Origin of the sequence: Paenibacillus donghaensis (assembly GCF_002192415.1) — a bacterium.
GTDB lineage: Bacteria > Bacillota > Bacilli > Paenibacillales > Paenibacillaceae > Paenibacillus_AQ > Paenibacillus_AQ donghaensis.
Genome location: NZ_CP021780.1, coordinates 8,178,112 through 8,192,880, shown reverse-complemented (window position 1 = coordinate 8,192,880; position 14,769 = coordinate 8,178,112). Strand labels below are relative to the sequence as shown.

The window sequence follows — 14,769 nt, the reverse complement described above, 5'->3', positions numbered from 1 at the left end:
CTGTAGAAAATAAAGAAAAGCTTGCCGCGGAACCCCGCTAGACAAGCCCTTTATATTCAGTCGGGGAAATTCCCACATGCTTCTTAAATTGTTTGTAGAAATAACCGGTCTCCCAGTAGCCTACATTCCTGGCGATTTCATGAACCTTAAGCGGTGAGGTACGCAGCTGTTCCTTGGCCCGCTCGATCCGGTATTTGTTAATATAATCCGTGAAGGATTCATTAACCTCTTTATGAAACAATTGCCCGAGATACACCGGATGAATATTGTACTGCGCTCCCAGCGTTTTGAGCGAAATATCTTCGTTGTAGGAGTCATGGATATAAGTCAGCACCTGATGGACTACCGGACTCTTGACATCGCGCAGCAGCGAGTCGATGGTCAGCACAGCCGCTTCTTTGATGATGCCGCATAATTCCCCGATCGAGGTGAACGATTGAATTCTGTTGAAGCCTTCAGCGAACAGCTCCGGCTCCTCCGTATGTCTGATCTCCCTCAGCTGCAGCTTGAAGCGGATCAGCCATTCCATGGAGATCCCTTGAAGCAGCTCCGGTGTGATGCCCTCCAGCTGCCGCAGCTGCTCGAAGCATTGATCGATCCGGGCAAGCAGTGTTTGCTTATCTTTGGACAGGATCAGCTTGAGGTCTTCCTCCCATTTCAGGGGAAGCTTCTGCAGGACGGAATCTCCCGCCTCCTTCAGCTCTTCGTAATGAATGACATTCCGCTCGGGATAGAGCATGAAATATTCCTGCGCCTTCTTGGCATGGACATAGCTCAGGGAAGCCCCTCCCTGCAGCTCTTCCACACTGCCCACCGACAGGCGCAGCGGCTGGAAACCGCCGAGGGCATCCAGCAGCCGCTTGTGAACCTGCTCTGCTTCTTCCTTCCCGCGCTGATACTCGCTCAGCAGATGCAGCAGTACAATATCCACGCCGTCAAGATCCTGAAATAAAATAAGGCCGCCACTGCCGCTGAGCGCTTCTACTGCAGTCTGAAAGACAGCGGCATGGGAATGCTCCGGCCGCAGCAGTGACGCAAGCACAAGCGGCTTGTCTATATCCATTCCCAGAAACGCCGCACGCTCCTTGAACTCCTGGGGATGGATCTGATCTCTGAGCCAGCGGTGCATGACATGATCCTTCAGAATGGAGATGCTGTGTGCGCTCAGCTCACGCTCGGCTCTGGATTCGTTCAACTTCTCCGCGACCGTAACCAGTGTAGCCCTGAATTCCTCCAGATTAATCGGCTTCAGCAGATAATTCTCAATGCCCAGCGCCATGCCCTCCTTGAGGTAGCCGAACTCATCATACCCGCTTAATATAATAGCTTTCAGCATGGGCTGGATTTCCCTTACTGCGCGGATCAATTCCAGCCCGTTCATCACCGGCATGGAGATATCCGTAATCAGAATATCTGCCCGGACCGTGCGCAGCGCGTCCAGCGCCTGCTGCCCATTCTCAGCCTGGCCGACAATTTCCAGCCCCAGACCGGACCAGTCTATGATATCGTACAAGCCATCTATGATAAACGGCTCATCATCCACAATGAATACTCTATACATATGTTGGCTCATCCTCTCCCAGATCGGGGAAATACACAATCACTGTCGTGCCTGTGCCCACTTCACTCTTCAGCTCGATCCCATAGGATTCTCCATACAGCAGCTTCAGCCTTTCATGAATGCTGCGCAGACCGAAGGACCCGGATGACTCCTCGGGTCTGCGCAGTCCCTGTGTCAATTCCACCAGCCGCTCCGGCGGAATGCCGCGCCCGTTGTCCGTCACACAGGCACACAGCATGGGCCCTTGCTTATTCACAGCGATAGAGATGTGATTGTCGCTCTTGTCCGTCCGCATCCCGTGAAGAATGTAATTTTCGATAATGGGCTGCAGTGACATTTTCAGAACCACTCTGCCTTCCAGCTCCTTCCCGCAGTACAGCTCATACGAGAATCTGTCCTTGTAACGGATACGGAACAGCTCCAGGTACAAGCGGCAGGCCTCCAGTTCATCCTTCAAGGTATGCTTGGCTTTGGGCTGAACATAACTCTTGAACAGAACGGACAGGCTGTAGATCATCTCGCCCACATCCGTCGCCCCTTGGGAGAGCGCCCGCATGCGGATGACCTCAAGCGTGTTATAGAGAAAATGCGGATTAACTCTGGCTTCAAGCGCTGCAATTTCGGTATGCTTCTGCTTGATCTCAGCCTTGAACACCCGGTCGATATGGAGATTCAGCTCATCCAGCATATCGTTGAAGCTCTTGGAGATCTGCCCCAGCTCGTCCTCTCTGACATCGGTAATCCGGGCGGCCAAGTCGCCATTCTTAACCTTGCGGGTGAACTTGATAATGCGGTGTGTGCGTTTGGCGAAATTGCTGATGAACAGCGAAGGGGTGATAATCGCAAAGGCTAAACAAATCAGGCAGATGATCATAATCATGTTGCGGAGCCCGCTGTAGGTCGCAGCCAGCTCCTCCTTCGGCACAGCGCTGATTACAGTGAACCCGCCCTGGCTGTGGGTCAGCTTTGACAGTCTCATTCCACCAATCTCCTCGCCGTCCGTAGAGACCGAGTTCACCTGGCGGGCATAAGGATACGACTGCCCATAGAACTTGCCGGAGGTATCAAACATCACATCCCCGTCTGCGGACAACACGAGAATGGTGCCTTTGAAATCCTTCCTGTCATTGCCCATGCCTTCCCAGATCTGGTCGGCATCAAAGTACACCAGCAGCTGGCCGATATTGCTGAGCGACTGCTTGTTATTCACCGGGGTGCGCACCGAGAACATGGGGACATCAGGCAGGGAGATGCTTTTGCGAACCCATACATTGGGAACGGAAACACTCCCTCCCTCCTCCAGATACATCGCATCGGGCACGAAGGAATGGGCTGCATTGGTCGAGATAATCTCGAATTGCTTGTGGTCATTATACACGTAGAGCTGCTGCTCACCGGCGCTGTATAACAGCAAGGTACGGATATCCGGGGCATCCTCCACTTTATTCTTGAAATATTGAACCGGATCTGTAGTCGAGTTGCTCTCGCTGAAATAGCGGTCCAGCCGGTACTTCACATATTCTTCATAGGGGTGCTCCAGCAGATATGCGGTGTTGGCCGTCAGCTCGCTGTCTCTGTAAATCTCGGTAGTCATCGTCTGCACAAAATCATACTTCTGCTCAATATAACGGCTCACACTCTCCACTGCCCGCTTCTGAATCTCCAGCTGCCTCTCGACTGCGGCCTGAGACATTAAGAGAAACATCAGGTAGGAGAACGTAATGATCGTTACCACAGCAATCGCCGAAAAGAGCAAAATAATCTTCATAAACAGATTGTTCTTGAAATAATTACGGTAAATTCTTGCCGGAAGCATGCTGTTCCTCCTACCTTAAGCTGTAGCCAGACGATCTCGTAGCTTGCCGGATTGCTTCATTATATCACTTGAAATTATAGCGTCGGGGCTGGGAAATATAGCCTGCTTATGAATTGCTATTTAAGTCCCGCCTAGGATCTAGAATGTTACATTATAGCTTCCAAAATAAATTAGATGCGAAACTGCATCTAATTTCAGGTGGAACTGTGGATATCGGACAAATAAGTGCGAATCTGCAACTATTTTCGAATAAATTGCTTCTTGAGCGCTCCAAACCCGAAATTAGATGCGTATTCGCACTTATTTGCTCTAAAACGAAAAAAACTGATCAATTAGGTGCGTAATCGCACTTAAATCGGTGAAACGGACTGGTGAGGCGATCAAGCGCTTAGTCTTAGACGCTCCTATCCTGCGGGGTCTTAAGCAGTAACGCCCATGAAGCTGTATGCTTCATGGGCAGGGTGCTGAGTCCAAGGAACCTGTTACCGGATATCAATCAGAAGTCAGCGGATGTAATTCAAAATAAATTGAGCTGCCTCGGCGCGGGACGCTGGACCGCCAGGAACGAAGCTGCCATCCGCATGCCCGTGAATGAAGCCGAGCGCCGACGCGGCATGTATGCTGTCCACCGCCCATGGCGCGATCTCGCCCTGGTCAGTGTAGACAGCCTGGGCTGTGGTCTGCAGACTCCCATTCTGCAGCGTATAGGCCCGCATCAGGATGGCAACAATCTCCTGGCGGCTGATTGCCGCATTTGGTTCGAACCGTTCTGCGCTTCGGCCGCCGATGATTCCGGCCTTCACCAGAGTTGAGAGCTCCTGGGCATACCATGCCCCTGAAGGCACATCGCCGAAGGACAGCTCCGCGGTGTCCGCCAGCTTCAGCACATCAGCCATCAGCTTGACGAATTCGGCTCTCGTGATGCTCCGGGCCGGTTGAAATTGGGCAGCAGTGATCCCCTGTACCAGATGTTTGGCCGAGAGGATGCGGATTGTATCAGCCGCCCAATGGCTGGCTGGAACATCGCCGAAGCTTCTGCTGTATTCCAGCACGGCGAACCTTCCGTTTCCGTCAAGTTGCCCTTCCAGCCAGCCGTTCACAGCACTTCCGCCCTGATAGGCCAGAATCCCATTCTCTCCGATGGTATAGAGGCCGAGCAGGTCTTCAGCATAGGCCTTGCTTGCCGGCCACTTCACGGCAACCGGCGCTGCATAACCGGTCAGCGGCAGAAGGCTGCCCTCGCCGGTAACCATGGCAAGGCTGAAGTCAAACAGCTCGCCTTGCAGATCAACCCCTGCGGGTGCCTGCAGCTCCGCTCCCTGAAGCTGCTGTGCCGCCAGCTTCACCTGTATCTTGCTGCCCGGCAGTTGGGCTTCACTCAGCCCTGCCTTCAGCTGCTGCAGCAATTGTGGTGGGATGCCGAGCGTAATCTGTGCAGACTGGAGGAAGAGAGTCTTGCCTCCCAGCAGCTCCGCAGCATTCGAAGGAAGCTCAACCTCTGTCATTCCTTCAGCCAGCATGATTGTAACTCCGCCGTTCTGTGGTTCTGCCCGTAGCTGCTCCGGCTGAACAACCAGCTTCGTCATGCCAGGACTTGCGGCAGGAGCAGACGTAACCGGTGGAACCACCGGAAAGAACTCCGTACCCGGAGCGGGAGCCGGTGTTGGTGCCGGTGTTGGTGCCGGTGTTGGTACAGGAGTCGGTACCTGCTTCACAGTAAATACAAGCGGATCACTCTTCGCAGCCGCTGTGTAGGCTCTGCCATTAAGGGTGACTGTATTCTTAACAGCCAGCCAGTAGGTTCCGGCATCTTCTGCCGTTACGCTGCCAATGGTGTAGTCCGGCTGCACAGCACCTGTAAGCAGGGCTTCACCTTTATACCATTGATAGCTCAATTCCCCGTAAGTTGCCTTGATAACCGAGGTGAACTTAACCGCTTCACCGACCCCGGCAGGATTGCCGGACGCGGTAACAGAAGAAATTTCAGGGACAGGAACGACCGGTTTAACGGTCAGCTCCAGTTCACGGCTGGTCTTGGTTACAGGCTCTGCTCCTTCCTTACCGGCAAGAATCACGCGGAACCTTGCACCATCCGCAGCTTCAATAGCGGTAAAAGCATACACCGCTGAAGTCACACTCGGAACTGCAATCCATTCCTCCGCGGCGAGCGGCTTCATCTCCCACTGGTAGGCGTCCACATTGCCGCTGGTCTGCACGGACAATACTACCTCATCACCGGCAGTCACCTCCCGGCTTAGGTCCAGATCCTTCACGAATTCTGGCACGCCGGCCCCCGGTTCTTCCGGATTCAGCTTCCACCGGGCGGCAAGTGTCATATCGCCGGACACCTTGTCTTCGGCATAATTCCATAACGCTTCTCCGTTATACCAGCCCTCCAGCAAGTAGCCCTCTCTAGCCACTCCGGCAGGTTCTGTCAGCAAGCTGCCGTAAGCAGCCTCCGTTACGGTTACTGCCGGTTCGCCTCCGGCGGTATCAAAGGAGATGGTATGCAGGCCTTTCACATAGACCGGCTCCGAACGGTTGCCCGAATAATCCTCCATCACAACCTGCACCGCATTGGCCTTGGTGGTGAAACTTAGGCTGGCTTTGGTAGTGCGTCCGCGAATAATCATCGGCTTGCTGCCTGAGCTGTAGGTTGTGGCGAAGGACTTCGCTGCGCCATCCTCGTAGACATACATATATCGCCAGTCGCGCGTATTCGGCATAGGCAGGTCAAGCCTGTCCCCGTTCAGCCGCCATTCCTCTGCATACGGCTCGGAGATCGTGTCAATAAAGGCGCCGCTCACAGCAACCGCATTGGAGTTCTCACCGGAGACCGTAACCACATAGTCATCTCCATTGACTGGCATGCCCGCAAAAGCTGCCGAACCCGCACCCGCCGGAACAACCATCTGCCTGGATACCGGGCCGGGAGCAGTAGTCCAGTTCAGTGATTCCACACGAACAGTAAGGTCGCCTGTTGCCTTCACAGCGTTGTTCCAAGACACTATGAATTGCCCATCCTGCTTCGAATCTACTGTAAGCTCCGATACTGCAGCGTTCAGATCAAAAGCCAGCGTTGCCGCATCGCCTTCCCTTCCGTCCGCCCCTACTGGAGCTACCTTCAGGACACCGGATTTCGCCGGCAATTGTTTAATGTAGAAGGCTTCATCGTATTTTCCGCCTACATACACATCGTTCACATACACATTGTATTGTTTTACTGTGGAGTAATCGGTCTCCATATCCCAACGGATATTCATTTCATTGGTGTCTGTGTAGGCCTCTGTGATGGCGAGACCCGTTGGAGCCGAAGGTCTGACGGCTGAACCGTCAAACACACGGAGCTGTCCGATGTTCATCTGATAATCCTCAACCGTTCCCTGGCCAGGAATGAACACGAGGCCCATGGCAGCGATGGATTGACCGGCATAGGCACTGAGGTCCAGTTCCTGCACCGACCAGCCATCGCTCTGCTTGCCGCTACCTGTTACCGCCAGCTTGACCACCTCGTCCGGGTTGTCCGCCAGAATCAATCCGGCATACATTACAGACGAGTCATCGGCAGAGGGCTTGTTGTAAGTGACCGAGAGCTTCGAAGCTGCATTGATATCCAGATCTGTCTTATACAGCCGCAGGAAGTTCTCTGCATCCAGTGTCCCGTTCACAACCAGTGAGCTACCTCCGTTATATCCGCCCAGCTGCTGATAATCATAACGGTCCGTTGCGGCAAGATTGTATTCAGTTCCATAATCATAATCCACCGTAAGCTTGCTGCCGTTGGTATCCTGCCACCACTGCCAGGTCACAGGAACATCCTGCAGACTCAGATTGGACCATTCCGCAGGATTCGATTCCATGCCGTTCACATAATAGGACAGTCCGTGGCCGGTATTGAAATCCGTATAGAAATGGGTGTCCTTGATCACCGAACGTTCTGTAATGACAGAAGCAATCCCCGGCCAATAACGGTTGTCGGCGTACACATCAGATACAGTATTATTCGCTGATACGGCCGTATTCTTGGGATCGACCTGGGGGCCGGACCACCATAGCTGCTCACGCAGATTCGTCATCCATTGGTAGTCATTGTCTGTTCTGCGCGTACTGGGCCAGGGAAGATTCATGTCCTCGTCCAGTCCGGCATGCACGAAGTCCGCCCCGAGTGTAGCCAGGCTCAGCCGCGGCAAGCCGTTGCTCAATTTATTGTTAAGCGCGGTACCGTTCACTTTCTTGAATCTGTCGCGTCCTGCCTCAAGCCCGGCAAACCCGGTTTCATACAGGCTATAGTCGGTGCCCAGATTCGCATTCAGCTGGTTCAGGTACGTCTCTGCATTGCTGATCTGTGTATCGCCCGCACCATAATCGAAGAAGTAGGAATTGGAGACCTGCTCCTTGGTCTGCTGATCAACCAGAAATGAACTGTTCCGATCATTAAACGTTCTTGCGAACGTGTTCGCACCGGTGGAGGTATCCAGAGAATCATACCATTGCACATACAGGCCGCCCTTTTGCAGCGTCTTCATAAATTCGATATAGTCCGGGATATCGGCTACGGCTACGTTAGGCCCTACCTCCTCCTGATTGACGAAATAGCCATCATAGCCAAAATAACGCGCCATTTCAATCAGCTTCAAGGCTACTGGAAATTCTCCATTCTCATTCTTTACGATCATCTGCTTGTAGGTCTGCTGCCCACGGTCATTATTGGAGAAGAAAATGCCGGCCAGAGACTTCACGCCATTCTTATGCGCAGCATCGGTGTAGGTTGGGTTGGGGATGTTGAGCATGCCGAATTCGAACCATTTCTGCTGCCAATCCTTCTGTGCCAGTTCATCATAATATTCCGGGGGAGTGTACGCGGTCGCCGTTCCATGCCAATACGAATAATAATCGATGTATTGCCAGAAGTTGAAATGGTATTGGGCAAATTTGTTCGTATACGGGGCATTGTCAATAAAAGCATTCCCGTAGTCACCGGCCACCGTAATCATCTGCACCTCCGGATTGAGGGCAGGATTAGCCTGCGTGGCGGCAAAAGGGGTGATCCGCTGCTGCAAAGGCACCCGTGACCTCAGAAGCTGTGCATCCGGGTCGCGTTCAGGGCTCCACTCCGCAATATGGTTGCTGGTGTAGCCATGTACACTTGGTTGGTTAACACCATGGGCGCTGTCTCCCTGAAAAGGCCAGGTGTCCCCGGCCTCAACCGTCGCGGGCAGACCTGAAACAAGTAAAGCAAACACTAGCACAGCCGATGTCAGTTTGGGGAGTGACTTGCTGGGGGTTAGATTACGCATCATCCATTCTCCTCATCTTATACTCATTTGGTGGTGTCCTTAGGCAGAGCTCATAGTCTTCCGGCGGCAGCAGCATCTTCAGCAATGTCATCTAAAGCAACATCATCTAAAGCAACATCATCTAATGCAACATCATCTAAAGCAACGATCACCAATTAATGCAAGCGCATTCAAATTGTGGTTACCCGCCTCCTCCCGTCTTTTTGGGTTTATACTAATCTACTCCATAAATCCGCTTTCAAATAGCAGCAAAATTAAAGATATCAATGATAAACTAAAGATAATCTGCAGACACTACTTAAGCCTACAATATGAAGAGTCATCGAAGACTCAGGTAGAAACTATTTAGGTCTCTGGTTGGTGAGATAAAAGAGAAGTGTGCTCAGGTGCTATTATCACAAGTTCGCATCTATGATTTAGTTGCGAATATGCATCTAAATGGTGTTTTTTCTCCGTTTTGGAGGAAATAAGTGCAGAAATGCATCTAATTTCGGCTTTTGAACATAATAATCTCGATTTACTCAGAATTAGTTGCATTATCGCACTTAATCACCTGATTTCTCACGATTCGACTGAAATTAGTTGCAGTTCTGCATCTAATTTACTCTGAACGTTCCAGAGCAATATTCTAAATAGAAGGATAAAGGATCATCTCATTCACTTTAAAAAAAAGATGCCGCAGCAGCCATTCCCCGGCTGTTGCGGCCCCTCTGCCAAACGGTCACTCTGCGGGCACGAGCTCCATTACATTACGCCTCATGCTTAAAGGCGCTTCCTTCAGGGGAGCACCTACACGGGCCAGCATCTGGATGGTCCCGCCTGAAGCTGCATAGCTGTGATGGATGCTGCTGTACACCTGTTTCATCTCATCATATTCCTCCAGCGCCTGGCTTAGCGGCTGGAGCGCAAGGCCGAGGCGGTGCGCCTCCAGCGTCAGACGGCTGTAGAGCATCCCGCTTCGCACCTGACTCACGCGGCTATTGTCGGCCGTGACGATCATCGCAAAAGCCGGAGAGTTGCCTATCGAGGCTTCGGCTGAGGTGATGTATTGCTTCGCCGCCGCCTCTCCACGGTTCAAGGAAGGGAACAGCGTAACCAGACCCTGCAGCAAGTGGCGCTTGATTCCGGCGGTTCCCTGCCCTTCAACGGAGAAGCCGTACCGGTATTTGTTCTTCTGGGCTTCATTGGACCGGAAGATTGTTTCCGTCTCCTGCATCACCCGCTCTACTCCCGCTTCAACTACTGCAGCCTTGCTGGTATATTCCTTGATCCGCTCCAGATCCGGCCCATCCTGGGTCACGGATACGGTCATATCCTTGCTCTCATTCAGGTTCTGCAGCTGCCGCAGCTGTTCACCGGTCAAAGGCTCCTCCCGGTAAGCGCCTCTGTTGGTGTCCGGCCGGAACAGATACGGATACAGCCTACTAGCGACAGGTGCCTGTTTCGTCAGGGTAATCCGGGCTACGGGCTTCATGTCCAGACTATCCGCAAGATTCTTCTCCTCATATTCACCTTCAGGAAACAGCTCCACCTCAGCGCCATAACCCAGCTGCTCACCGGCAATGCTGACATACTCCAGAAAAGTACCTTGAGAAATCATCAGCTGTCGGGCGTAGGGATCGGCTCCCGGCGTTAACCGCTGACTGTCCGCGAATAATTCAAAAGACATCGGGTTCTGCTCATCCAGCCTGATGACCCAAGGCTGCATGTTATGCCCGCTGGCAGCCAGCAAACCATGTGCGGCTAACTCCACCCTGGGGTCGGTAAATCGCTGCGCATAGCCCTGCTCCCAGGGCTGCAAATAATGCGGCTTGGCAAACACACCGCTGACCACCAGCAATACCGCAACTGCTGTCAGCAACAGCGTCAATATGCCTGCTAAAGCGATAAACACTGCTCTCCTACGCCCCTTCCTCTTCATCAAGAATCCTCCTCTCCTGCACACGGATCGATTGCATCATCAGCTCAATAGCAGAAGACACCAGTTCATCCGCCGCGACTCCATGGATATGAGTAATGTAATTCTCTTTCAGGCGCACTGTGTTCAGCACCCCGATAAGGGAAGCCCAGAGTACAAGCGCTGTCTGCACCACATCCAGATCGTTTCGCAGTACGCCCTCCTGGATTCCCTGAAGCAAGGTCTCGGTTAAATGCCTGTTCAGCTGCTCGCCGAGAGCATAACATTCCTCACGTGCAGCATCCTCAATGCCTTGATTAAAATCCATTTCAGCCGTTTCGTACTCCATAATCGCCCTGTAATATTCGGGTGAGCAGCGGCTGAACTCATACAGCAGCCGTCCCAGTCCCGCCAGCTTATCCATTGCGCCGCTTCCGGGCCCCATCTGCTGCAGGTCCTCCTCCAGCATGGAGAGCAGCTGTCTGTAGCCACGGATCATAATCTCGAAATAGAGCTGCTCCTTACTGTTGAAATAGATATACAGAGTCCTTTTGCTGATGGACGCAGCCTTGGCGATATCCTCCATCGTAGCGCCAATATAGCTTGTGCCGAAAAAAACTCCTTCTGCCGCCTCAATAATCCGGCTTCTGCGGATCGCTTTCTCCTGCTCACGTTGCATCACGCGCGCCATACCCATCACCTCACGTTATTTGCTGCTCAGAGTTTGATCCATACAAGTAAGTAAACTCTGAGTTTACCTAAATGCATTGTGCTCCCGATGTGAATTACTGTCAATGCCAAAAAGCATACCTCTCGCCAAGTTTGCTGCCCAGACGCGCAAAAGCCCGGCAGCTCCATCCCCCTGCCGGGCTAATTCATACGATTAAAGCTTCATCACATTAAATTGTGGTCATACGGCACAAACGTTTATTTATTGAGCTTTGCCACCTGGGCAGCAGCCTTTTCCAGCTGTGCTTTGCTGAGGGTGTGGTCAGGAGAACTCAAGGTTACATAACGGTCGTCCAGCTTAAAGGTCAGCAGCGCTTCGTCGGATGGTGTGTACCATTTCGCCTCTGTGCCATTGGACAGCTTAACCATATCTCCCTTGTAGTCGTAGGCATAATCCCGGGGCGAGATGTTGACTCTCATGTGATTGAACAGGAAGGTTACGCCATCACCCGATCCAGCCACCTTCTGAAAAACATCTCCGCTGATCATCTGATATGGGGCATAGGCCGTTTCGAAGCCATCAAATTCGGCAAAAGCCTTGGTAATCGCTTCTTTTTGTGCATGGGTGTAAGTTACCGCAGCCAGTGATATCGAGGAGCCATTGCCCGGAGCTGTCGTGCCTGCTCCCGTGCCAAGCACTACCTGATTGGTTGCCGGATCAAAGGTCACCGGAATCTTCAAGGCGTCAGCCATTGCGCGCACCGGAAGATAGGTGGTGTCTTTATAGGTAATGGCCGCCATGGCATTGCCCTTATTATCAACCGGCTTGTAAGCCGATCCGTTTACCTTGAACCCGATGCTGTGATTAAGGAAGGCACTGATCTTCTGCATATTCGTACCTGCGTACACTCCTGCCGAGCCGGTTACAGCCATCCCGAATACCATTGTGGCTATGATCATTTTTTTACTTTTCATTATTATCGTCTCCTTGGTTGTATGTGTTGTGTGTGACTTGCTGTAGTCTTATTAAACCAAGAACTTGTTTCCAACTTGTATCCGCATTGTAAAGAAGTGTCTCCATTGCTGCCGCCCTCATTCAGCGCGTTGTCTACCAACGGTTCGCCAGCTTCACTTCCTGGGCAATCGCCTGGACAGCAGCTTCAATCTGCTCCGGGTGCGCCCGTGAGATGCTGATGCGCAGGAACTTCTCCGCTCCTTCATAGCCGCTCAGATAGAAGCCCTTACCTGACAGCACAAGGATATTCCGCGCCGCCAGCCGTTTGACCAGACGGTCCATATTAACTGACAAGGGCAGCTTCCAATGGGTATATACTCCCCTCGCAACCTTCGGCGCTTCGATCAACTGCTCCGTATTGAAGTGCTCCAGCGCCTGGTTCAGCAAAGCCATCCGCTCGGTGTACAGCCTGCTGATCGTATATTTATGGCGCTCATACATCCCACTCTGGATATAGATTTCCAGTGCCGCCTGGGACAGCAGCGAGGTGTCTGTATATTTTTTGTAGGCGCGGAAGGTATCCAGCAGGGCTTCAGGAACTACGGCAGCGCCCAGGCGCAGGCCAGGGAAAATGATTTTGGAGAAGCTTTTGAGATAAATCGTATGGGCAGAACGGTCGTAGGCATAAATGGGATCACTGCCTGGATCAAACCCCAGGTCAGCCATGTAATCATCTTCGGCGATGTAGACATCATATTTGCCGGCCAAGGCAGCAATCGCCTTCCGTTCCTGCACAGAGTATGAGGTTCCGAGCGGATTCTGGCAGCGCGGCATCGTATAGAACAGCTTGATCTCCCCGCTGCGGAAGTTGCGCTCCAGCTCCACTAGATCAATCCCCTCCGCCGAGCGGCTGATCCCCCTAACCTCCGCGCCTTCCGTCTCCAGATAACGCTGATAAATATCGTAACCCGGCTGCTCCACCAAGATGATCTTCCTGCCGTTCGGGAACGGCATTCTGGCCAGAATCTCCAGCGCCTGCTGAACACCCGACGTAATCATTATTCGCTCCGCTTTGGCGAACACCTGATCACCCGCTAAGTGGGGAACCAGCGTCCGCCGCAGACGCTCCAGCCCCTGCGTATCGCCGTAGGTGAACAGATGATATTTGTAGGTATCGATCGCCTGGTTCAGGCAGTGCTGAAAGTCCAAATAAGGGAACACATTCAGATCCGGCGATGCGGAGGTGAGATCAACGGTGCCTGGGGCATCCCCTCCCTCTCCCTGCTTATCTCCAGGCTGCACAACGGTGTAATAGCCGCTCTGCGGAATGGAATAGATTAAATGCTTCTGCTCCAGCTCATCATAAGCGCGCAGAACCGTGCTAATACTGCAGCCATAGACTGAAGCGGTGCTGCGGACGGACGGCAGTTTTTGACCCGGTGCATACCGTCCTTCGCGGATATGCTGCTCCAGATCGGCTAGAATCAGCACGTACTTTTTCATAAGAAACCTCCTGACAGGTCATTCCTCAATCTAAACTGTATCGGTACAGTTGGGTCAAACAGTGATTGTTGCTCTTGCTGAATTACATTACATTTGAATCAACAACCCAGAGAGGAAGATGAATATATGCGATCCACAGGACTTAAGCTCGCTTACGCTTTTGCCGTAATGAATGCGGTGATTATCGGATTTTCATTTCTATTTACCAAAATGGCGCTGGCCGAGGCCAGTCCCCTGGATACACTAACCTACCGCTTCATCGCCTCTTTTGTCATCATGACGGTGCCGGTTGTCTGCGGCTGGATCAAGGTTGATTATCGCGGCAAACCGATCGGCCGGGCGCTGCTGCTGGCCACGATGTACCCGCTGGGATTCTTTACTCTGCAGGTGTTCGGACTCCGGCTGGCCACTTCCGCCGAAGGCGGGATTCTGTATTCGTTCACGCCCGTTGTAACGATGATCATCGCTTCTGTGTTTCTGAAGGAACGTACCACCCTTGCACAGAAGTTATGTATTTTCCTGTCGGTTTTTGGTGTCGTGTTTATCTTCATCATGAAAGGCGGCGGCCTGCAGCTGTCGAATCTGAGCGGTATTCTGCTGCTGTTCCTGACCACTGTTGCTTTTGCCGGATATAGCGTGCTGGCCCGTTCCCTCTCCAAAGCATTCACCCCTGCCGAAATCGGCTATCTGATGATGACTGTCGGCTTCGTCACCTTTCTGCTGATCTCTCTTTCAGGTCATGTGGTACAAGGCACGTTGGGAGATTTCTTCAAGCCGCTGGCCAGCCGGACGTTTATCTACTCCTGCCTCTATCTGGGCATAGCCGCTTCGCTGGTTACTACCTTGACCTCCAACTATATTTTGTCCAAAATCGAAGCCTCAGCCATGAGCGTATTCACCAACCTCTCCACCATCGTCTCCATCGCCGCCGGAGCACTGGTGCTTGGGGAAGAAGTTACCATCTATCATGTCATTGGCTCCGTGCTGATTATCCTTGGGGTGGTGGGCACCAATCTACGGCGGCGGCAGAGCGTCAGGGGGCAGCGGATCGGATGATCCAGTGGCAGGCCA

The 14,769-nt window shown here is 52.6% G+C and carries 8 protein-coding genes; 1 reads left to right on the top strand and 7 read right to left on the bottom strand.

Annotated features, from left to right (window positions below):
* Nucleotides 1–37: 37 nt before the first annotated feature.
* The 7 genes from B9T62_RS37065 to B9T62_RS37035 form a co-directional block, all read right to left on the bottom strand.
* A complete protein-coding gene (locus B9T62_RS37065) occupies nt 38–1,561 on the bottom strand; it encodes a response regulator transcription factor (protein ID WP_087919831.1) in 1,524 nt (507 codons plus the stop codon).
* Entirely contained in the window at nt 1,554–3,377 is a 1,824-nt protein-coding gene (locus tag B9T62_RS37060; RefSeq protein WP_087919830.1) for a sensor histidine kinase, read from the bottom strand. Before B9T62_RS37060 ends, B9T62_RS37065 begins: the two co-directional genes overlap by 8 nt.
* 503 nt (nt 3,378–3,880) lie before the next feature.
* On the bottom strand, nt 3,881–8,677 hold the full coding sequence (locus B9T62_RS37055) for an endo-beta-N-acetylglucosaminidase (protein WP_157794161.1): 4,797 nt from the start codon (nt 8,675–8,677) through the stop codon (nt 3,881–3,883).
* Nucleotides 8,678–9,395: 718 nt separating this feature from the next.
* Complete coding sequence (locus B9T62_RS37050; RefSeq protein WP_087919828.1) at nt 9,396–10,595, bottom strand: Acg family FMN-binding oxidoreductase; 1,200 nt, start codon at nt 10,593–10,595, stop codon at nt 9,396–9,398.
* Complete coding sequence (locus B9T62_RS37045; RefSeq protein WP_245864256.1) at nt 10,576–11,262, bottom strand: TetR/AcrR family transcriptional regulator; 687 nt, start codon at nt 11,260–11,262, stop codon at nt 10,576–10,578. The genes B9T62_RS37050 and B9T62_RS37045 overlap by 20 nt, the downstream gene beginning before the upstream one ends.
* Nucleotides 11,263–11,498: 236 nt before the next feature.
* The gene (locus B9T62_RS37040; RefSeq protein ID WP_087919826.1) at nt 11,499–12,215 is read right to left on the bottom strand and encodes a stalk domain-containing protein; all 717 of its coding nucleotides are present in this window, start codon (nt 12,213–12,215) and stop codon (nt 11,499–11,501) included.
* A gap of 133 nt (nt 12,216–12,348) precedes the next feature.
* Entirely contained in the window at nt 12,349–13,698 is a 1,350-nt protein-coding gene (locus tag B9T62_RS37035) for an aminotransferase-like domain-containing protein (RefSeq protein ID WP_087919825.1), read from the bottom strand.
* Between the two features lie 126 nt (nt 13,699–13,824).
* Here B9T62_RS37035 and B9T62_RS37030 point away from each other — a divergent pair, with 126 nt between their 5' ends.
* Complete coding sequence (locus B9T62_RS37030; protein ID WP_087919824.1) at nt 13,825–14,754, top strand: DMT family transporter; 930 nt, start codon at nt 13,825–13,827, stop codon at nt 14,752–14,754.
* The last annotated feature ends 15 nt before the right edge of the window (nt 14,755–14,769 follow it).